Source organism: Microbacterium sp. cx-55 (assembly GCF_021117345.1).
In the GTDB taxonomy this organism is placed as follows: domain Bacteria; phylum Actinomycetota; class Actinomycetes; order Actinomycetales; family Microbacteriaceae; genus Microbacterium.
Window position 1 is genome coordinate 184,172 of the sequence record NZ_CP088261.1, and the last position, 18,133, is coordinate 202,304.

Annotated in this window: 19 protein-coding genes; 12 read left to right on the plus strand and 7 right to left on the minus strand. The window is 69.4% G+C overall.

The window, feature by feature from the left end:
- The first annotated feature begins 54 nt into the window (after positions 1–54).
- Both LQ938_RS00870 and LQ938_RS00875 read left to right on the plus strand, forming a co-directional pair.
- Positions 55–3,174, plus strand: coding sequence for an HtaA domain-containing protein (locus LQ938_RS00870; RefSeq protein ID WP_223722179.1), 3,120 nt, complete (start codon positions 55–57; stop codon positions 3,172–3,174).
- A 95-nt stretch (positions 3,175–3,269) separates the two neighbouring features.
- Positions 3,270–3,620, plus strand: a complete 351-nt coding sequence (locus tag LQ938_RS00875; RefSeq protein ID WP_223722180.1) for a potassium transporter Trk — start codon at positions 3,270–3,272, stop codon at positions 3,618–3,620.
- A 47-nt stretch (positions 3,621–3,667) separates the two neighbouring features.
- On the opposite strand, the gene LQ938_RS00880 is transcribed toward LQ938_RS00875, so the two are convergent.
- Positions 3,668–3,841: a hypothetical protein gene (locus LQ938_RS00880; protein ID WP_223722181.1), complete on the minus strand. Its 174-nt coding sequence runs from the start codon at positions 3,839–3,841 to the stop codon at positions 3,668–3,670.
- Between the two features lie 37 nt (positions 3,842–3,878).
- The gene (locus LQ938_RS00885) at positions 3,879–5,084 is read right to left on the minus strand and encodes a fatty acid desaturase family protein (RefSeq protein WP_223722182.1); all 1,206 of its coding nucleotides are present in this window, start codon (positions 5,082–5,084) and stop codon (positions 3,879–3,881) included.
- Positions 5,085–5,283: 199 nt separating this feature from the next.
- Between LQ938_RS00885 and LQ938_RS00890 the strand changes: the two genes are divergently transcribed.
- Positions 5,284–6,021 (plus strand): GAF and ANTAR domain-containing protein, encoded by a 738-nt coding sequence (locus tag LQ938_RS00890; protein ID WP_223722183.1) that lies wholly within the window; start codon positions 5,284–5,286, stop codon positions 6,019–6,021.
- Positions 6,022–6,497: 476 nt separating this feature from the next.
- Here the strand turns inward: LQ938_RS00890 and LQ938_RS00895 are convergent, their stop codons facing one another.
- The gene (locus LQ938_RS00895; protein ID WP_223722184.1) at positions 6,498–7,109 is read right to left on the minus strand and encodes a zinc-binding alcohol dehydrogenase; all 612 of its coding nucleotides are present in this window, start codon (positions 7,107–7,109) and stop codon (positions 6,498–6,500) included.
- A gap of 752 nt (positions 7,110–7,861) precedes the next feature.
- On the opposite strand from LQ938_RS00895, the gene purM reads away from it, so the two are divergent.
- The 3 genes from purM to LQ938_RS00910 are packed head-to-tail and all read left to right on the plus strand — an operon-like array spanning position 7,862 to position 11,738.
- Positions 7,862–8,989, plus strand: a complete 1,128-nt coding sequence (purM, locus tag LQ938_RS00900; RefSeq protein WP_223722185.1) for a phosphoribosylformylglycinamidine cyclo-ligase — start codon at positions 7,862–7,864, stop codon at positions 8,987–8,989.
- Between the two features lie 6 nt (positions 8,990–8,995).
- Positions 8,996–10,456 carry an amidophosphoribosyltransferase gene (gene purF / locus LQ938_RS00905; protein WP_223722186.1) on the plus strand — a complete coding sequence of 487 codons (1,461 nt, stop codon included), beginning with the start codon at positions 8,996–8,998 and terminating at the stop codon, positions 10,454–10,456.
- Positions 10,457–10,502: 46 nt separating this feature from the next.
- On the plus strand, positions 10,503–11,738 hold the full coding sequence (locus LQ938_RS00910) for an MFS transporter (RefSeq protein WP_223722187.1): 1,236 nt from the start codon (positions 10,503–10,505) through the stop codon (positions 11,736–11,738).
- 78 nt (positions 11,739–11,816) lie between these two features.
- Here LQ938_RS00910 and LQ938_RS00915 read toward each other — a convergent pair whose 3' ends face one another.
- Positions 11,817–11,999 carry a DUF3073 domain-containing protein gene (locus tag LQ938_RS00915; RefSeq protein WP_223722188.1) on the minus strand — a complete coding sequence of 61 codons (183 nt, stop codon included), beginning with the start codon at positions 11,997–11,999 and terminating at the stop codon, positions 11,817–11,819.
- A gap of 142 nt (positions 12,000–12,141) precedes the next feature.
- On the opposite strand from LQ938_RS00915, the gene LQ938_RS00920 reads away from it, so the two are divergent.
- Complete coding sequence (locus tag LQ938_RS00920) at positions 12,142–12,645, plus strand: universal stress protein (protein WP_223722189.1); 504 nt, start codon at positions 12,142–12,144, stop codon at positions 12,643–12,645.
- A gap of 3 nt (positions 12,646–12,648) precedes the next feature.
- On the opposite strand, the gene LQ938_RS00925 is transcribed toward LQ938_RS00920, so the two are convergent.
- On the minus strand, positions 12,649–13,266 hold the full coding sequence (locus LQ938_RS00925; protein WP_223722190.1) for a PadR family transcriptional regulator: 618 nt from the start codon (positions 13,264–13,266) through the stop codon (positions 12,649–12,651).
- Positions 13,266–14,150 carry a DUF4097 family beta strand repeat-containing protein gene (locus LQ938_RS00930; protein WP_223722191.1) on the minus strand — a complete coding sequence of 295 codons (885 nt, stop codon included), beginning with the start codon at positions 14,148–14,150 and terminating at the stop codon, positions 13,266–13,268. Before LQ938_RS00930 ends, LQ938_RS00925 begins: the two co-directional genes overlap by 1 nt.
- A 150-nt stretch (positions 14,151–14,300) precedes the next feature.
- Here LQ938_RS00930 and LQ938_RS00935 point away from each other — a divergent pair, with 150 nt between their 5' ends.
- Positions 14,301–15,059, plus strand: coding sequence for a MerR family transcriptional regulator (locus LQ938_RS00935; RefSeq protein WP_223722192.1), 759 nt, complete (start codon positions 14,301–14,303; stop codon positions 15,057–15,059).
- Between the two features lie 66 nt (positions 15,060–15,125).
- Here the strand turns inward: LQ938_RS00935 and LQ938_RS00940 are convergent, their stop codons facing one another.
- The gene (locus tag LQ938_RS00940) at positions 15,126–15,290 is read right to left on the minus strand and encodes a hypothetical protein (RefSeq protein WP_223722193.1); all 165 of its coding nucleotides are present in this window, start codon (positions 15,288–15,290) and stop codon (positions 15,126–15,128) included.
- Positions 15,291–15,632: 342 nt separating this feature from the next.
- On the opposite strand from LQ938_RS00940, the gene LQ938_RS00945 reads away from it, so the two are divergent.
- From LQ938_RS00945 to LQ938_RS00960, 4 genes are all read left to right on the plus strand, one after another.
- Complete coding sequence (locus LQ938_RS00945) at positions 15,633–16,595, plus strand: DNA topoisomerase IB (RefSeq protein ID WP_223722194.1); 963 nt, start codon at positions 15,633–15,635, stop codon at positions 16,593–16,595.
- A 68-nt stretch (positions 16,596–16,663) separates the two neighbouring features.
- The gene (locus tag LQ938_RS00950; RefSeq protein ID WP_223722195.1) at positions 16,664–17,113 is read left to right on the plus strand and encodes a hypothetical protein; all 450 of its coding nucleotides are present in this window, start codon (positions 16,664–16,666) and stop codon (positions 17,111–17,113) included.
- Between the two features lie 108 nt (positions 17,114–17,221).
- Positions 17,222–17,638, plus strand: coding sequence for a fluoride efflux transporter FluC (locus tag LQ938_RS00955; RefSeq protein WP_223722196.1), 417 nt, complete (start codon positions 17,222–17,224; stop codon positions 17,636–17,638).
- Positions 17,635–18,003 carry a fluoride efflux transporter FluC gene (locus LQ938_RS00960; protein WP_223722197.1) on the plus strand — a complete coding sequence of 123 codons (369 nt, stop codon included), beginning with the start codon at positions 17,635–17,637 and terminating at the stop codon, positions 18,001–18,003. The genes LQ938_RS00955 and LQ938_RS00960 overlap by 4 nt, the downstream gene beginning before the upstream one ends.
- Positions 18,004–18,133: the final 130 nt, after the last annotated feature.

Below are 18,133 nucleotides of genomic sequence, written 5' to 3' on the forward strand. Positions count from 1 at the left end.
TGTTCCGCCTCGCGTCTTCCCTGGCGCATCCGCCCCTTTCGAGGAGTCCTACCCGTGCAGAAATTACGAAGAGCACCGCTGTGGCGAGTGCTGGCGAGCGTGCTGACCGGCGCGCTGATCGCATCCGGAGCAGCCCTCGGGGTTGCCATCCCCGCCCATGCCGCTGACGGTTACACCGTCGCCGGTGCGGCGACCAGCACCCCGAACGACAAGATCACCGTCGCCGTGAGCGGTGCGGGTTACGCCGATATTCCGCTGCTGCCGGGGCAGCAGGAGCGATCTCTCTACGTTGCGCTGATCCCGAAGGGCACGGCCCTGTCGGAGATCGGTCAGGGCGGCGCCGTTCCGAACATCGCCGTCTCCCCCGACGCGCAGGGCAACATCGTCGGCTCGCTCGAGCAGTCGGCGGCGACGCTGGATCGCGCGAAGACCTACGAACTCGTGGCGTGGCCGTCGCGCTCGAACCCGTCGGATGCGAACCTCTACGCCCGTGCCGACGTGGCGATCGACTGGAACGCGTTGTTCCCTGCCCCGGTCGAGCCTGAGCCTGAGCCTGAGCCTGAGCCTGAGCCTGAGCCTGAGCCGACTCCGGTCTACACGGTTTCCGGGTCGTCAACGGTCGTTCCGAACGAGAAGGTCACCGTAGCCATCACCGGCGGTGGCTACGCCGACATCCCACTCCTTCCCGGTCAGCAGGCGCGTTCGCTGTACGTCGCGTTGATCCCGGCCGGCACCGATCTGGCCGGCGTCGGCCAGGGCACCGCGTTCCCGAACGCCGCCGTGTCGCCGAACGCGCAGGGGCAGATCTCCGGCTCGCTCGAGCAGAGCGCATCCACGCTGGACCGCACCAAGAGCTACGAGGTCATCGCGTGGCCGTCGCGGTCGGTCCCGACCAACGAGAACGTCTACAGTCGCTCCGCCGTGACGATCGACTGGAACGCACTGTTCCCGGCTCCGGTGCCTACCGTCACCGTCTCGAAGACGTCCGGTCTGGACTCCGAGGGCGAGACGGTCACCGTCTCGGGTACCGGATTCATCGCGAACGCTCCGGCGACGTCGGGCACCCGCCCGCCGCTCGCGGGCAAGTTCGCTGGCGCTTACGTCGCCTTCGGCTCATTCGCCGATGTGTGGCAGCCGTCGGCCGGTGCCGCGAGCACCGCACGTAAGACGTTCGATACCAAATGGGGCCTCCTCGCCGGGGATATGGCCACGGTGGGCGGATCGGCTGCGGGCGCGATCGAGATCACTCCCGAGGGGACGTTCACGACCACGTTGACGGTGTCTGAAGCCGAGGGCGCTCTGGTCGACGGCAACTGGGGTGTGTACACCTACCCGGGCGGCGGCGCGAAGTACGCGCCGTTCGAGACCTACACCCCGATCACCTTCGCTGCGGCCCCGGTGGAGCCGGTGGTCCCATCGATCACCGTGTCGAAGACCGCGGGCCTCGATCCCGAGGGTGAGACCGTCACCGTGACGGGCGCGAACTTCGACACCTCGGCCCTGGGGCTGTACGGCCCGACGGCCGGCAAGCCGGCTGGCTTCTACGCCCAGATCGGCTGGATCAACGAGTCGTGGCGTCCGTCGGAGGGCGCGGCATCCGGAGCGCGCTCGAACGCCTACTCCGCGTGGGTGCAGTCGACCGAGACCGCATCGCCGTACCTGAAGTGGACGACGAACGCTGATGGCACCGCGAACTTCTCGTGGACCGTCACGATCGACAAGGCCACCCTCGACGCGAAGTCCCGCCAGGGCGCGACGCTCGCGGTCTTCACCATCGGCGCGGGCGGAGTGGTCCAGGCGGCCAACGAACTCGCGGTCCCGATCGCTTTCGCCTCCGCCCCGGTGGAGCCGGAGGTTCCGGTCGAGCCCGAGGTTCCGGTCGGCGAACCGACCATCACGGTCACCCCGAACACCGCGCTCGACGCCGGAAAGACGAACGTCCTCACGATCACGGGCAAGAACTTCGTCGGCCCGGGTGCCGCCAACGGTGCGTACGTGCTGTTCGGTGAGACGTCCCTCTGGAGCGGCCAAGGAGCGCTTCCCGCGTCCGGCTGGATCGCCCAGGCGCACGTTCAGACGGGTCAGATCACGAACGGTGAGTTCACCACGACGCTGACGGTGCCCGCGGGCACGCTGGACGCGACGAAGAGCTACCAGGTCGCGACCTCGGCCGCCCACGGTCTGTCGATCACCGACCGTTCGATGGATGCGTTCGCACCGGTCACGGTCGCCGCTCCCGCGGCGCCCTTCGTGGGCTTCCCGCTGGGCGCTTCTGTGCAGCCCGGGCAGACGCTGAGCATCGTCGGTGGCGGCTTCGCTCCGGGTGACGTCGTCACCGCGGTCGCGAACTCGACTCCGGTGACGATCGGAACGGCGACCGCATCCGCATCCGGGATCGTGTCGTTCAGCTGGGCGGTGCCGGCCGGGTTCGAGACGGGCGCGCACACCCTGACGCTGAGCGTCGCCGGCGCGGTCGTCGCGTCTGCGCCGTTCACGGTCACGGCCGCCGCCGTGCTGCCCGCCGTCGAGGCCCCCGCGGCCGAGTCGTGCGTCGCGCAGTCGGTGTCGGGTGCCAGCATCCAGTGGGGAGTGAAGGAATCCTTCCGCTCCTACATCACCGGAAGCATCGCGAACGGCAGCATCTCCGGCGGCTGGGGTGCGGGCGCCGGTGCGTACAGCACCGACTCCGACCGCGGCCGGGTCAGCTACACCGGAGCCGTGCACTACACGGGTCACAACGGTCTGCTCGACATGACCCTGTCGAACCCGCGCATCCAGGTGAACAGCGCCACTTCGGCATCGCTCATCCTGAACGTGCAGTCGACGGATGCGTCCGGCAACGCCGCGGTCAACGCATCCGGGATCGTCTTCGCGACGCTCTCGCTGCCCGCCGCGTCCGAGTCGTCCGCCCGCATCAGCTGGTCGAACGCGTCGGCGACGCTGACGTCCGCGGGAGCCGAGGCCTTCGCCGGCTTCTACTCGGCCGGCACGGTACTCGACCCGGTGTCGTTCAGCTTCCCGCTGGGCGCCGAGGTTCCGTGCGACAGCACCACGACGGGTGACCTCGCCGCCACCGGTGGCGAGTCGTCCTTCGAGGTTATGTGGCTGGGTGCGGGCCTGCTCGCCCTGGGTGCGCTGCTCGTCGTCGCACGCCGCCGTCGCCTGACGGTCTGAGCGAACGGATGCGGCGCGCTCCGGCCGCCGCATCCGACCGAAGCGCCGGTCCCTTCGGGGGCCGGCGCTTCGTCGCAGGTGAGACAATGGGGGTTATGGCCGAAGAGCCGCAGGACCTCCCCCTTCCCCGCACCGTCGTCGACGACCGGATCGAGACCGTGCGTGTGCGCCGCGCCCCCAAGTACGGCGTGTTCCTTGTGCTCGGTGCCGCGCTCGGCGTCCTCGTGGCCATGATCCTGACCTTCGCGTTCGGCGGCACGGAGCGAGCCAGTGCATCCGGCGTCGAGTACGGCCAGATGCAGGTCTTCGGCTTCCTCGCCCTCATCGGCATCGCCGTCGGCGGCACCCTCGGCGGCGTCGTCGCGCTGCTGTTCGACCGGATTCTCAGCCCGCGCGCGCGCCAGGTATCGGTCGATCACGAGCGCACCCGCGTCGACGAGGTCTGACGTCCCACGCCACCGACGGCCGCGATGATGCGGTGGGGAGAGGCGCGTCAGCTGCGGGGCTTGGCCTTCGCCTTGTTCCGGTTGTGGTGGACGATGCCGAAGATCAGAGTGCCGAGAAACAGCACGACCCCGATGATCCCGAGCCAGAGCAGGCCCTCGAGCGCGAAGCCGACGACAGCGAGGATCGCCCAGATGACGAGCAGAACGATGATGGTCTTCATGAGTGGGGGTGTCCTGGGTCTGTGAGGGTGGAGCGGATCAGTGGATGCGGAGCTCGGCGACGAGAGGGCACGCGAACGGGTCTCGCGCAGACAGTCCGACCCGGTTGAGGTACCGGATGACGATCCCGTACGAGCGCAACAGGGTGGTCTCGGTGTAGGGCACGTCGAGGCGATCGCAGTGCTCGCGGACGAGGAGCCGGGCGTGCTTCAGCGCCGGACGCGGCATCGACGGGAACAGGTGGTGCTCGACCTGGTAGTTCAGGCCTCCCATCAGGAGCGAGACCCACCATCCGCCCCGAATATTGCGGGACGTCCGCACCTGGCGGGAGAAGAAGTCGATCTTCGCGTCGTGGGCGATCGTGGGCATGCCCTTGTGGTTCGGCGCGAATGACGCCCCCATCATCACGCCGAAGACGGCCAGCTGCACCCCGAGGAACGCGCACGCCATGCCGAGGGGCAAGAACCAGAACACGGCCGTCAGGTAGATGCCGAAGCGGGCGACGAGCAGAACGCCCTCGAGCCATCGGTGCGCCACATCGGCCTTGATCCCGTTGCCGCTGATCACCGAGCGGGCGGCGATCCAGTGCAGATTGAGTCCCTCGAGGGTGAGAAGGGGGAAGAACAGCCAGCCCTGGAAGCGGAGGAAGAACCGCACCGGCGCGCTCTTCACGGCCGCGACATCCTCGGGCAGGAAGTGGATCGTGTCGGGCATGATGTCGGGGTCCTTCCCGACGGTGTTCGGGTTGCCGTGGTGCCGGGTGTGCTTGTTCATCCACCACGCGTAGCTGAGGCCGACGACGAAGGTGGCGACGAACCGTCCCGCACGGTCGTTCCACTTCCGTGACTCGAACACCTGCCGGTGGGCCGCTTCGTGGGCGAGGAACGCGAACTGGGTGAACAGCACGCCCAGCGCTGCCGCGACGAGGAGCTGCCACCAGGACTCGCCGATCATCACGAATGCGACTCCGCATCCGATCGTCGCGACGACGAGCACGGCGAACAGCGACCAGTAGAAGGCGTATCGGCGCCGCAGGAGCCCCGCGTCCTTCACCTGGGCGAGCAGCGCGGAGTAGCTGGACGTGCCCCCGGAGCGCGCCCCGTTGCCCGGCCCCGTCGTGCGGAACGGGCTCGTGTTCGGGTCTCCCGACGGCACCGGGCGTTCGTCGACATCCGTGCGCGGGCCGTCAGCAGAACGCGACTCTCGAACCGTGGCGCGGTCAGACGGTGCGCGGTGCGTACTCATGCTGCTCCCTGGGCGTCATCAGAATGAAGAACGTTCCGGCGGCCAGGGTCTGGGGCAGCGCTCGATCAGGGTAAGACGGTCGCGCTCGCCGATGCAAGTCGACCCGGACGCGGCGCCGATGTGCATGTCCGCCGTGGTCAACGGGGTGTGCCGCGCGCGGTTACGGTGAATCGGTCACCCAACCGAAGGGACGTCGCCTGTGCCTCATTCGCGAGAATCACGTCTGGTCGAGACGTTCGTCACACTCACCGACAGCCTGGTGGCCGATTACGACGTCGTCGACGTGCTGCAGACGTTGGTCGATCGGGCCGTGGAGCTGTTCGACGCCGCGGCGGGCGCCATCCATCTCGCCGACAAGAACAACGTGCTGCAGGTGGTCGCCTCCACGAGCGAACGCAGCAGCTTCATCGGTCTCCTTCAGCTCAATGCGGGGGAGGGGCCGTGCATCACGGCCGTCACGACGGGCCGGCTCGTGACGGCCGAGAGCGCCGACGAACTGCGCCGGCACTGGCCGCGGTTCGCGGAGGCGTCGAAAGAACGCGGGTACGCGGGCGTCCACGCCATCCCCCTCCGCTTGCGAGACACGACGGTCGGGTCGCTGAACCTGTTCCGCGAAACCGAGGGCGCACTCAACGGCGCCGACGCCCGCGCCGCGCAGGCCCTCGCCGACGTCGCCACGATCAGCCTGCTGCAGCAGCGCACCATCCGGAACGCCACTCTCGCGGCCGAGCAGCTGCAACACGCGCTCGACAGCCGGGTCGCCATCGAACAGGCCAAGGGATACCTGGCACGCGCAGCCGGTGTCGACATGGACACCGCGTTCCGCATGATCCGCCAGTACGCCCGCTCCCGCCAGGAGCGCCTGAGCGACGTCGCCGCGGCGGTCGCGCGCGACGAGATGCCCCTCAGCGAGCTCGTCGCCGACGGCGCGTTCTAGCCGGGCCGCGCGGGCGGTGCGGGTGCGGGCGCCGCGGGGGTGCGGGCGCCGCGGGGGTGCGGCGAACGGATGCGGGCGCGGCCAGGGTGCGGGCGCCGTAGGTGACCCGTGACGTCATCGGATTCGGAGATGTCACGGGATTCGGAGGGTTCGGGCGCGTGGCATCCGAATCTCATCGCACCTCCGAATCTGGCGACACCGCGGGGCGGCCTCCAGGCGGGTGCGGGGGCGAGGTAGGGGCCGGTGCGCGGGGCGGATGCTGGCGCGGGGCAGATGCTGACACCGCTCAGGTGGATGCGGGCGCCGCGGGGGGGATGCGTGACGTCATCGGATTCGGAGATGTCACGGGATTCGGAGGGTTCGGGCGCGTGCGATCCGAACCTCGTCGCATCTCCGAATCTGGCGACAGACGGGGCGGATGCTGGGCGCGGGCGGATGCTGCCGCCGCGGCGCGTGGTGCGCGACCGACGTCCGCGTCAGGCGAGTTCGGCGATGATCGGGTGGATCGCGGCGTCGAACGCGACGACGTCGCCGCGGAGTCCGTCGGTCACGGCGACCGTCAGGGATCCGATCCACCACAGGCCGCGCTGCGTCAGGGGCAGTACCTGCACGTTCAGGTCGAACGAGTGCGCCCGGCGCCCGACCTGGCGCTCGTGGACGGCGATCGCGCTCGCATACGCGCGGTAGGAGGCGCCAGTTCCCGCGGCTTCCCGTTTCGCGTACGTCTCGCTCGCCGCCCGGGCGAAGGCGAGCGCGCCGCCGGCGTGAGGTTCGATCGCTTGCCGCAACTCGTCGGCCCCGTCGACGGGGAGGGCCGCGTAGGTGTCGAAGCCTTCCACGAGCGAGAGCGGAACGGGCGACAGGTGCGCCTGCGGCTCGACCGTCATCGCCCAGTACGCGCGCCATTGCCGCTCGAGCATCGCGTGTTCGTCCGTTGCGGACACCTCGACGGTTTCGAGGCCGCGAAGCGGCGGAAGCTCCTCCGGCGCGCGGATCCCAAGCACCTGGCGCAGATACAGCGCCGTCAGGACGGCCGGACTCGCGTCCTCGCGGACGATCCACTGCGGCCCTGCGGTGCTGCCCGGCATGGCGCCATTGTAGGGGCGCAGCATCCACCGAGAACCGGTTCCGCCGCACCATCCGCCGCGCGAGATGAGGGCCATCCGCCCGGATGAGGAAATCCGCGCCCGATTCCCCCTCCGCTCGGCCGTATCACCTCTTCGCAGACGCACTCTCACCGCGGGCACTTGCTCTTCTCGGCCGCATCCCGTCCGCGCGTAGCCCGTCCGCTCCCGCAGTCCGGCCGCGTGCATCCGCTCCACTTCTTTTCCACCGCAACCCGCGCGAGATGAGGGCAATCCGCCCGGATGAGGGGATCCTGGCCTGATTCCCCCTCCGCTCGGCGATATCCCTTCATCTCGGCCGCGCTCCTCTGCGCGGTCGCGTCCGCGTCTGTCCCGTCTCAACCTCCGCGAGATGAGGGCAATCCGCCCGGATGAGGGGATTCGCGCCTGATTTCCCCTCCGCTCGGCCGTATCCCCTCGTCTCGGCGGTCGCCGGCCCCCTCGTCCCGCTCCGCCGCAACCTCCGCGAGGTGAGGGTAAACCGCCCGGATGAGGGGATTCGCGCCTGATTTCCCCTCCGCTCGGCCATATCCCCTCTCCTGGGCGGTCGCCCACCCGCCCCTCGCCCCCACCCCCGCACCTGCCCCCGCACGCCCCTCGCCCCGCGCACCTCACCCCCCACCCCCGCACCGCACCCCGCCCCCACCCCCGAACCCGCCCCCACCCCCCCCCGCACCACCCCACCGGGTACCCGAAGCCCGGCGCGCGGGTAGGCTGTGCAGGTGGCCGCTCCCTCCCACGACCCCTATGCCGCCGCTGGCGTTGACACCGCCGCAGGCGACTTGGCCGTCGAGCTGATGAAGACCGCTGTCCGGCGTACGCACGGACCCGAGGTACAGGGCGGAGTGGGCGGATTCGCCGGGCTGTTCGACGCATCCGCGTTGCTCGGTTTCACGCGTCCGCTGCTGGCGAGCAGCACCGACGGTGTCGGCACGAAGGTCGCGATCGCGCAGGCCATCGACAAGCACGACACCATCGGTCAGGACCTCGTCGGCATGGTCGTCGATGACATCGTGGTCGTCGGCGCGAAGCCGCTGTTCATGACGGACTACATCGCCTGCGGCAAGGTCTTCCCCGACCGCATCGCCGCGATCGTCACCGGCATCGCCGCCGGATGCGAGGCCACCGGCACGGCTCTCGTCGGCGGAGAGACGGCCGAGCACCCCGGACTCCTCGGGGTCAATGACTATGACGTCGCGGGCGCGGCGACCGGTGTCGTCGAAGCCGACCGCGTGCTGGGCGCCGATCGCGTGCGCCCCGGGGATGCGGTCATCGCCCTCGCCTCGAGCGGTCTGCACTCCAATGGCTACTCGCTCGTTCGCCACATCGTCGCGGGCGCGGGCATCCAGTACGGCGACAACGCGGCGGACTTCGGTGCCACCTGGGGCGAGGCGCTGCTGGAGCCGACGCGCCTCTACACGACGCCCGTCCTCGCCCTCATCGACGCTCTCGGCGGCGGCGTGCACTCGCTCAGCCACGTGACCGGCGGCGGCATCGCGGCGAACCTGGCCCGCGTCCTTCCGCCCGACAGCTGGGTCGACGTCGACCGGGCGACGTGGTCGCCTGCGCCGGTGTTCCGCGTCCTGGCCGACATCGGTGGGCTCGAGCTCACCGCGACGGAGGGCACCTGGAACCTCGGCATCGGCTTCCTCGCCGTCGTTTCTGCGGAGAAGGCGGATGCGGCCGCATCCGTTCTGCGCGAGTACGGCATCGACGCCTGGCAGGTCGGTGTCGTGGGTGACGGGCCGCGGCCTGTCGGTGAGTTCGTCCAGGGGGCGAAGGGTGTCGACGGCGGCGCCGTGCGCTTGGTCGGCGCGTACGCCACACGAGACGGAGCGAAGTAACACCACATGTGCGGCATCGTCGGAATGGTCGGGCAGGGCCTGGTCAACCAGGACATCTACGATTCGCTTCTCCTTCTGCAGCACCGGGGGCAGGACTCCACCGGTATCGCGACAGCGGAGCGGAGCGGTGTCTTCCACGCCGCGAAGGCGAAGGGTCAGGTTCGCGAGGCGTTCCGCACGCGTGACATGCGGGCGCTCCTCGGCAACATCGGCCTCGGTCACGTGCGCTACGCGACCAAGGGGACCGCGTCGAACGAGGAGGAAGCGCAGCCGTTCTACGTGAACGCGCCGTACGGCATCGTCCTCGTCCACAACGGCAACCTCACGAACACGCGCGAGCTGACTGGCGAGCTGTTCCACACCGATCGCCGTCACCTGAACACCACCTCCGACACCGAGCTGCTCGTGAACGTGCTCGCGAATGAGCTGCAGTCCGTGATCTCCGGGCCCGAGCTGGATGCGGCGCAGGTCTTCCAGGCGGTGACCCGCGTGCACGAGCGCGTCGAAGGGTCGTACGCCGCGATCGCGCTCATCGCGGGGTACGGGCTGCTCGCGTTCCGTGACCCGTTCGGCATCCGTCCACTTATTCTCGGCATCCGCCGCGACGACGCCGGCGCCGAGGAGTGGGTCGTCGCGTCCGAGTCGCTCGTGCTGGAGAACGGCGGGTTCGAGGTCGTCCGCGACGTGCTGCCCGGCGAGGCCGTGTTCATCGACCTCGACGGCACGCTGCACTCGCAGATGTGCGCCACCGAGACCCAGCTCGCGCCGTGCTCGTTCGAGTACGTGTACCTCGCCCGCCCCGACTCGGTGATGAACGGCATCTCCGTCTACGAGGCGCGGCTGCGGATGGGTGACCGCCTCGCCGACACGATCGCGAAGCACACCCCGCGCGAGGCCATCGACGTCGTCATGCCCATTCCGGACTCCGCGCGTCCGGCCGCGATGCAGGTCGCGCGAAAGCTCGGCATCGAGTACCGCGAGGGCTTCTACAAGAACCGGTACGTCGGTCGCACCTTCATCATGCCGGGGCAGGCCGTGCGCAAGAAGAGCGTCCGGCAGAAGCTGAACGCGATGTCGAGCGAGTTCAAGGGGAAGAACGTCCTCCTGATCGACGACTCGGTCGTGCGCGGCACCACGAGCAAAGAGATCATCCAGATGGCGCGGGATGCGGGCGCCAAGACGGTGACGTTCGCTTCCGCGGCCCCGCCGGTGCGCTACCCGCACGTCTACGGCATCAACATGCCGTCCCGACACGAGCTGGTCGCGCACGGGCGCACGATCCCCGAGATCGCCCAGGAGCTCGGCGCCGACTACATGGTCTACCAGGAGGTCGAAGACCTGAAGGCCGCGATTCTCGAGGGCTCCGACATCACCGATCTCGACATGAGCTGCTTCGACGGCCGGTACATCACCGGCACCGTGACGGACGAGTACCTGGCCTGGGTCGAGGGCACCCAGACGTCGTGAGCGTGTCGCCGCGCCGCGGATCCGGGGCGACCCGACCCTTCGGACGATGACGCGCGTGGCGGCGGAGAGCCGCGGGCGCGTCCTGGCGGTGCTCGGCATCGTGCTCTTCGCGTTCTCGCTGCGGACGGGTGTCGCGTCGCTCTCGCCGATCGTCGACCACATCGCGCGCGACATCCCGCTCTCGCCGTGGCTGATCGGACTCATCGGCACGGCGCCCCCGGTCTGCTACGCCGTGTTCGGGATCGTCACGCCCGGCCTGGAACGTCGCTTCGGGTTGCAGCGCCTGGCCGTGATCGCGCTCGCCGTGGCGACGGTCGGTCTGCTCGGGCGGGCCGCCGCATCCGATGCGACGCTCCTGCTGGCGGCGACCGCGCTCGTGTTCGCGGCTGTCGGGGTCGGCAACGTGCTGCTGCCGCCGCTCGTGAAGCGGTACTTCCCCGGGCGGATCGGCGCCATGACGACGGTGTTCACGACCGCGATGGCGATCGCGACGTTCCTGCCGCCGCTCGTCGCGGTGCCGGTGGCGGATGCGGCCGGCTGGCGCGCGTCGCTCGGGCTCTGGGCGGTCTTCGCGGTAGCGGCGCTCGCGCCCTGGTTCGTGCTGTTGTGGCGCGAACGGATCCCCGTCGACGGGGCCGCCGACCGCCCCGACGAGTCCGTGCCGCCGCGCGTGCTGCGCCGGCTGTGGGCGCTGCCGACGACCTGGGCACTCGTCGTCGGTTTCGCGGTGACGTCGGGAACGGCCTACACGGCCTTCGCGTGGCTGCCGCAGATCCTGATCGATCTCGCCGGCGTGACGCCCGCGCAGGCCGGCACCCTGCTGTCTCTCTTCGCGGTGATGGGCTTGCCCAGTTCGCTGCTCGTCCCGGTCGTGGTGGCCCGGTTCCGCGGGGCGGTGGGGATCTTGTTCGGCGTCGCCGTCGCGTCGGGTCTCGGCGGTCTCGGCGGCCTCGCGTTCGCGCCCGCTGCGGCGCCCTGGCTCTGGGCGGCGCTGCTCGGCATGTGTCCGCTGCTGTTCCCGCTGGTGCTGGTGCTGTTGAACCTCCGCACCCGCACGCACGAGGGTGCGGTCGCGCTCAGTGGCATCGTGCAGAGCGTCGGCTACGCGATCGCCGCGATCTTTCCGTTCGGCGTCGGCATCGCCCACACCCTGACCGGCGGATGGGGCGTGCCGCTCGGGATGCTTGCTGTCCTGCTGCTCGCCGGAATCCCGGCGGCGATCATCGCGTCGAGGCCGCGGACCGTGGAAGAGGACTGGTCACGTCGTCACGGGGCGTGGTGACGGCGCGCCGGAACGAACGCGGCGACGACCAGCGGATGCGGACCGAACGCCTCGAGAGAGTCAGTGGGCGAGACGGCGCTACGCCTTCTCTTCCTCGTACTCGTCTTCGTAGTCGTCGGCCCACTTATCGACGTACTGGTTCTCGTCGGTCTCCGGCGGAGCGAGTTCACGCTCCAACGCCGAATAGTTCACTGCGGGGCTGTATGACTTCAGCTCCCGGGCGATCTTGGTGTGCTTCGCCTTTTGACGGCCACGCCCCATGCGAGACCCCCTCTGTTCTGACGTCGATTTCGTTACGTGCTCGACGCGTTCACGTGTTCCGGCTCAAGCCGGTAAGAGTAGCATTCAGAATAACACGGTGGCTTCCTGCGATCGCCGCGGGGGGCACGCTGCAGGAGGAACCATGAGCACGTATGCCGACGGCGGTACCGTCATCCTCGGGGCCACGCCCAATCTGCCGGCCCGTGTCTGGGCCGAGGCGGCGCGATACGCGGCCCTGTTCGGCACACAACTCGTCGTGGCGCACGTGGATGTCACCCGGTTCGTGACCTACGAAGACCCCGATGGGGTTCCGCATTCCGCTCCGGTCGACCTCACCCGTATCGCCGCGACGCACGAGTTCGAACGGGTTCAGGAGGCGGCGGAGAAGTTCCTCGCCCCGAGCGGAGTCGCCTGGACCATCCGCACACTGGTGGGTGACCCCGCGATGGCGCTCAAGGGTCTCGCCGACGAACTCGACGCGGCGGTCATCGTCGTCGGCACGCGGCGCCGCGGGTTCGGTGAGACGATGCGCGAGTTCTTCACCGGATCGGTGGCGGCGCGCCTCGCCCATCGCCAGCATCGCCCGGTGCTCGTCGTTCCCCTCCAAGAGTCGGTCGTCGGCGACGACGACCCCTGGAGGGACTGAAGCTCAGCGCAGGCCCGCGCTGAGCGCGCGGGCCGCTGCATCCAGCGATTCACCGAGCGCGTCGACGGCGGATGCGGGAATCTCCCCGCCCCGCGCAACGTGCGTGCGCAGTTCCGCGCGCACCTGACTGCGGAACTCGCCCAGGAGCAGGTCGGCGCGGCGCAGTTGTTCGCGAGCGCGCGTGCGGGGGTCGTCGCCCTCGGTGCCACCCGTCTCATCGGCGGGCGGATTCTCCCGCTCGGAGCGGGCCGCGGCGGCGAGGTCTGCCCGGAGGCTCTTCATCGCCTCGCGGACGTTGCCTCGAACGGTGTCGGCGATCAGGCGCACCGAGTCGGCGAGTTCGGACTCGATGCCCTCGAGGTCACCGGCCCGAGCCGTGACCTCTGCGCGACCGGCGTCGGTGATCTCGTAGACCGTCTTTCGCCCGTCGACCCGCTTGCTGACGAGTCCTTCTTCTTCGAGTTTCGACAGTCGCGGATAGATCGTGCCGGCGCTCGGTGTGTACGTGCCGCCCGTGCGATCGGCGAGCGCCTGCATGATGTCGTACCCGTGCCGCGGGCCCTCGTCGAGAAGGTTCAGCAGGTAGAGCCGCAGGTCGCCGTGGGAGAAGACCGGGGTCATCAGAGCGCCTCCGCTCCGCCATCGGTCGTCTCGGATTCGGGGGCCGACACCGGCTCGGGTGCCGGCTCCGACGCGCGACGGAGCACCGTGATGTCGCCCGAGACCGAGTTGGCGCGGATGTCGGCGAAGGTGCCGCTCAATTCGCCGATCGACCCGGTGAAGTTCGTGGTCGGGCCGGTTCCGCGCCCCGACTGCACGACGCCGTCGATGAGTACGGTGCCGGAGATGCTGCGGACGGCGTAGTTCGAGGGAAGGCCGCGGTCGAGGCGGACGGTGGCCTCGCCGCTCACGGTGTTGAGCGACGCCTTCTGCAGTGATCCGCTGGCGTCGACGAGCATGGCGCCGCCGACCGTGTCGATCGCGGCGCGGGTGATCGCACCGGTCGCCGCCACATCGCCCGAGACGCTGTTCGCGGTGACCGCGCCTTCGATGTTCCGCGCCTGCACGTCGCCGGAGACGGCGTTGACCACGAGGTCGCCGCGGAGTCCGTCGACGAGGACGTCCCCGGAGACGGTGTTGACGCGCGCCTCGGCGTGCAGTTCCGACACGAGCGCGCTCGCGCTCACGACGCCGAGGGTCAGCGCGACGTCGCGGGGAACGGCGACGCTGATCTCCGCCTTGGGCCCGCCGGAGCCGAAGTTGCGGAACACCTCGAGGAAGTTGTCCCACCGCAGCTGCGGGTGGTCGATCTCGACCTTGCCGTCTTCTGCGGAGATGCGCAGATCTTTGATCGTCACGGAGTGCACTTCGATGCGCGCGCCCGGTTCGTCGTGCGCGACGATGTCGATCTGGCCGCCGACGAGTCCGACCTTGAGGGCGTGGACGTCCTCCAGGTCGATCACGCGCGTCTCGCCGGGGTGGATGAGCCACTTCTCGGGGTTCATGTCGTCCTCCTCTGGATGAATGTCGCGATATATCGCGTTCTGAAGATAACACGATATATCGCGTCTTGGAAGGGCGTGATTGGTCGTGAACCCGGGATCTTGACATTGACGTTGCGTCAACGCCTACCGTCGGAGAAGAGAGGAGACGACATGGAGTGGTCGATTCACGAAGTCGCCCGGATGTCGGGAACGACGAGCCGCACGCTGCGCCATTACGACGCGGTCGGGCTGTTGCGCCCGAGTCGCGTCGCGGACAACGGGTACCGGCAGTACGACGAGCGCGCGGTGCTGCGGTTGCAGCGCATCCTGCTGTTGCGAGAACTCGGCCTCGGGCTGGCACGCATCCGCGCGGTACTCGATCTCGACGAATCGGAGACGACGGCGCTGCGTCATCACCTGGACGCGCTGCGTCACGAGCAAGACCGAATCGGCCGGCAGATCGCCGCCGTGGAGAACACGATCGACGTGTGGGAGAAGAGGGGAGAAGTGATGGTGGAGAAGATGTTCGACGGGTTCGATCACACCCGTCACCAGCAGGAGGTCGAGGAGCGCTGGGGGACGGAAGCGGCCGTCCGCTCCGACGAGTGGTGGACCGGTCTCGACGCCACGGCGCGCACCACCTGGCAGCAGGATGCGGCCGACCTCAACGCGCAGTGGCGCGCCGCGGCGGAACGGCGCGCGGACCCGGCCGGCGACGAGGCGCGGGACCTGGCCCGGCGTCACATCGCGTGGCTGGAAGCAATCCCGGGGATGCCCGCGTCCGCATCCGACGGCGACACTGCCGCATACGTGCGCGGTCTTGGCGAGCTGTACGTCGCAGACGCGCGGTTCGGGGCGAACTACGGCGGCGACGCGGGAGCGGCGTTCGTGAGAGACGCACTGAACGCGTATCTGGATGACCCGCGTTGAGCCCGAAAACGAAAGACGGATGCCGCGACCCCGAAGGGCCGCGGCATCCGTCTTCGTGACGAGGCGTCAGACGCGCTTGTTGCCGCTGATGACTCGGAAGAGGAAGGCGATCAGGGCGATCACGCCGACGATCAGCGCGACCCAGAGCAGCCAGTTGAGCGCAGAGCTCAGGCCGCCGACGATGGCCAGCACGATGGCGACGACGATGATGATGATGAGTGCAATGTTCATGGGTGACTCTCCTCGATGTTGTCGGACGCCCTCTCGGGGGGAGATCGCGTAGACGCCCGGATGCCGTTTTAGGCACGCTCCACGGTGTCATGGGGTCATCTCTCAGGTTGGGGGCTTGACGGATTTTGCGAACGGGTGATAGCGCGTAGTGCGCGGGGGAACCCTCTGTCAAGCCGCGGTCACGGGTCCGGAAGCGGGCCTATCGTCGGGCCCAGGCGGACGACGACCCGTCGCGGAAGGACCAGCCATGTCAGCATCCGGCCTCACCCGGCACTGCCTCACCCGGCACTGTCTCGAGCGGAAGGGCGAGCTCATCACCGCCCTTCGCGCGCGCTGATCACGGTGGTTCGTCTCGTTCGCGTGGATCCGCGCGCAGATCCCGGCATTTCCCGCACGCGTGCGGGCAGCGGCTTCCGGTACACGGCCCCGGATGGCGACTCCGCATCCGCCGCCGACAAGGAGCGCATCACGGCGCTCGTGATCCCGCCGGCGTGGACCGAGGTGTGGATCACGACCGAGGCGCACGGTCACATCCAGGCGGTGGGAACGGATGACGCCGGCCGCCGCCAGTACCTCTACCACCCGGATTGGTCGCAGCGCCGAGACAGGGGCAAATACGCCCGTGCGTTGGCGCTCGCCGAGTCGCTGCCCCGCGCGCGCGGACGTGTGACGGCCGCGCTGCGACGCGGAGACGAGTCCCGCGAGGCAGTGCTCGCGATCGCGTTCCGGATGCTGGATTCCGGCGCCATCCGCATCGGTTCACGGCAGTATCTCGCCCGTGGAGGCGGCCGCGGGCTCACGACGCTGCAGCGGCGGGACGTCAGCATCGAAGCGGGCGTGGTGACGCTCGACTTTCCGGCGAAGAGCGGTGTGCGCGCGCACATCGAGCTCACCGATGAAGACCTCGCGGTCGCGCTCGAACCGCTCACCGGGGCGCGCTCGCGCTCGACCGTGCTCGCGTATCGCCGCGGACGCCGCCGCGTGCCGCTCACCCCGGCCGATGTGAACGCCTACATCCGGGGTCTCACCGGCGGCGACTTCACCGCGAAGGACTTCCGGACCCTGCGCGGCACGATCGCGGCGGCCGACGCGCTCGCGCGCATCGGGCCCGTGGAGACGAAGCGGGCGCGGAAGATCAGCGAGCGCGAGGCCGTGAAAGCGACCGCGGCGACCCTCGGCAATACCCCGTCGGTGGCGCGCAGCAGCTACATCGACCCGCGGGTGTGGAAGGCGTACGGCAAGGGGCACCTGCTCGATCTCACGATCTCGCCCGAGACGGCCCTCCGCAACCTCGTCGAGGGCTGACCCCCGCGCGAGGTCTTCGCGCGGGGGGCCGGAATAGGATCTGGTGCCATGTCGATCTGGTACCGGTGATGTTCAACGCTGCGATCGGGCTGATCGTTCTGAGCGCTCTGGGAGCGGCCATGGTGGGGTGGGCCGTCCCGTTGTACACATTCATCCGCGAGAACATGGCGCAGGCTCTGGGGCGTGCGAGCCGGGTGCTCTTTTCCACGGAACGTGGATGGATGCTGCTCGTCGGGTTCGGGGCGGTCGTGGAGGTCATTGCGGTCGCGTGGTTCGTGTCGATGCTGCACGCGACAGCGGCGTGGAGCGGGGCCAATGGGTCGTCCGCGACCGTGGTCGGCTACTTCGCGAGTGCGGTGCTGGCGGTCCTCGCGCTGTGGGTGGGGGTTCCGATCCGCAATGCTCTGAGACCGGTCATCGCCCGTGAATGGGTGGCGACCCTCATCGCGGTGAGCATCCCGGTGGTGTGCGTGGTCGTCTCGTGGTGGTGTGCCTTCGCTCTGTGGGCGGCGAAGTAGGAGCGGTCGTCGAATCGTGGGCCGCAATCGCGAGGACGCGGGGCCATGAGTCGAGAAGCATCCCGCCCGCAGCGAGAAGCGCCGCACCGGCCGAACTACTCTGGGCGCGTGGCATCTCGCAGCGGGTTCTCGTGGGCGCATCTGGGGCTCGTCGTGCTCGGCGGTGCGCTCGGCACGGCTGCACGCGCCGGGCTGCTCCTCATCGCGGTGCCGGTGTGGCAGACCCTTGTCGTGCCGGTGATCAACCTGCTCGGCGGGCTGCTGCTCGGTGTCCTCACCGGGTTGCTCGTGCGACACGGCGACACGTCGCGCGCGCGGGCGGCGCGGCAGTTCTTCGGCACCGGAGTGCTCGGCGGGTTCACGACCTACAGCACCTTCGCGCTGCAGGCAGCGGAGGGTGCCTCGCTCTGGCTGACCCTCGGCACCGCGGTTCTCGGGGTGGTCGCCGCGCTCGTCGGGCTGCGGCTCGCGCGGGGGCCGCATGGCGAGCCCCGCGGCAGCGCACGTGGGGCGGCGACCCCGTGAGCCCCGCCGTCTTCGTGCTCGTTGCGGTCGCCGGTGGCGTCGGGGCCGGGCTCCGGTACGTGCTCGACCTGTGGGTGACGTCGATCGCGGGCACGCGTTTCCCGTGGGGAACGCTCGTCATCAACGTCGTGGGCTCGTTCGCGCTCGGGCTGCTCGTCGGAGCGGTGACGGATGCCGACATCCTCGCCGTCATCGGCATCGGAATCCTCGGCGGTTTCACGACCTTCAGTTCCGTGGCCACCGCGAGCGCCGTGCTCTGGGACGAGCGGCGGAACACTGCATCCGTCGTCAACGCCCTGGGGACCCTGGTGCTCACGGTCGCTGCGGCCTCCGGCGGCCTCGCGCTCGCCGCACTGCTCGCCTGACGCGCTGCTCGCCTGACGCCCTGACGCCCTGACGCCCTGACGCTCCGCCGTTCTTCCGCTCGCAACCGGAGATCGCGGCACCCCCGCGTGCGATACTTGGCTCGATACAGCCATGTATCGTGCCGCATCG

Excerpts from the sequence above, each read along its gene's own strand:
- LQ938_RS00925 (WP_223722190.1), bottom strand. The coding sequence starts at position 13,266 with ATGACCCCGGTCTTCTCCCACGGCGACCTGCGGCTCTACCTGCTGAAC.
- LQ938_RS00895 (WP_223722184.1), bottom strand. The coding sequence starts at position 7,109 with ATGCCGGGCAGCACCGCAGGGCCGCAGTGGATCGTCCGCGAGGACGCG.
- LQ938_RS00910 (WP_223722187.1), top strand. The coding sequence starts at position 10,503 with ATGACGCGCGTGGCGGCGGAGAGCCGCGGGCGCGTCCTGGCGGTGCTC.
- LQ938_RS00930 (WP_223722191.1), bottom strand. The coding sequence starts at position 14,150 with ATGAACCCCGAGAAGTGGCTCATCCACCCCGGCGAGACGCGCGTGATC.
- purF (WP_223722186.1), top strand. The coding sequence starts at position 8,996 with ATGTGCGGCATCGTCGGAATGGTCGGGCAGGGCCTGGTCAACCAGGAC.
- LQ938_RS00875 (WP_223722180.1), top strand. The coding sequence starts at position 3,270 with ATGGCCGAAGAGCCGCAGGACCTCCCCCTTCCCCGCACCGTCGTCGAC.
- LQ938_RS00880 (WP_223722181.1), bottom strand. The coding sequence starts at position 3,841 with ATGAAGACCATCATCGTTCTGCTCGTCATCTGGGCGATCCTCGCTGTC.
- LQ938_RS00935 (WP_223722192.1), top strand. The coding sequence starts at position 14,301 with ATGGAGTGGTCGATTCACGAAGTCGCCCGGATGTCGGGAACGACGAGC.
- LQ938_RS00950 (WP_223722195.1), top strand. The coding sequence starts at position 16,664 with ATGTTCAACGCTGCGATCGGGCTGATCGTTCTGAGCGCTCTGGGAGCG.
- LQ938_RS00915 (WP_223722188.1), bottom strand. The coding sequence starts at position 11,999 with ATGGGGCGTGGCCGTCAAAAGGCGAAGCACACCAAGATCGCCCGGGAG.
- LQ938_RS00920 (WP_223722189.1), top strand. The coding sequence starts at position 12,142 with ATGAGCACGTATGCCGACGGCGGTACCGTCATCCTCGGGGCCACGCCC.
- LQ938_RS00940 (WP_223722193.1), bottom strand. The coding sequence starts at position 15,290 with ATGAACATTGCACTCATCATCATCATCGTCGTCGCCATCGTGCTGGCC.
- LQ938_RS00885 (WP_223722182.1), bottom strand. The coding sequence starts at position 5,084 with ATGAGTACGCACCGCGCACCGTCTGACCGCGCCACGGTTCGAGAGTCG.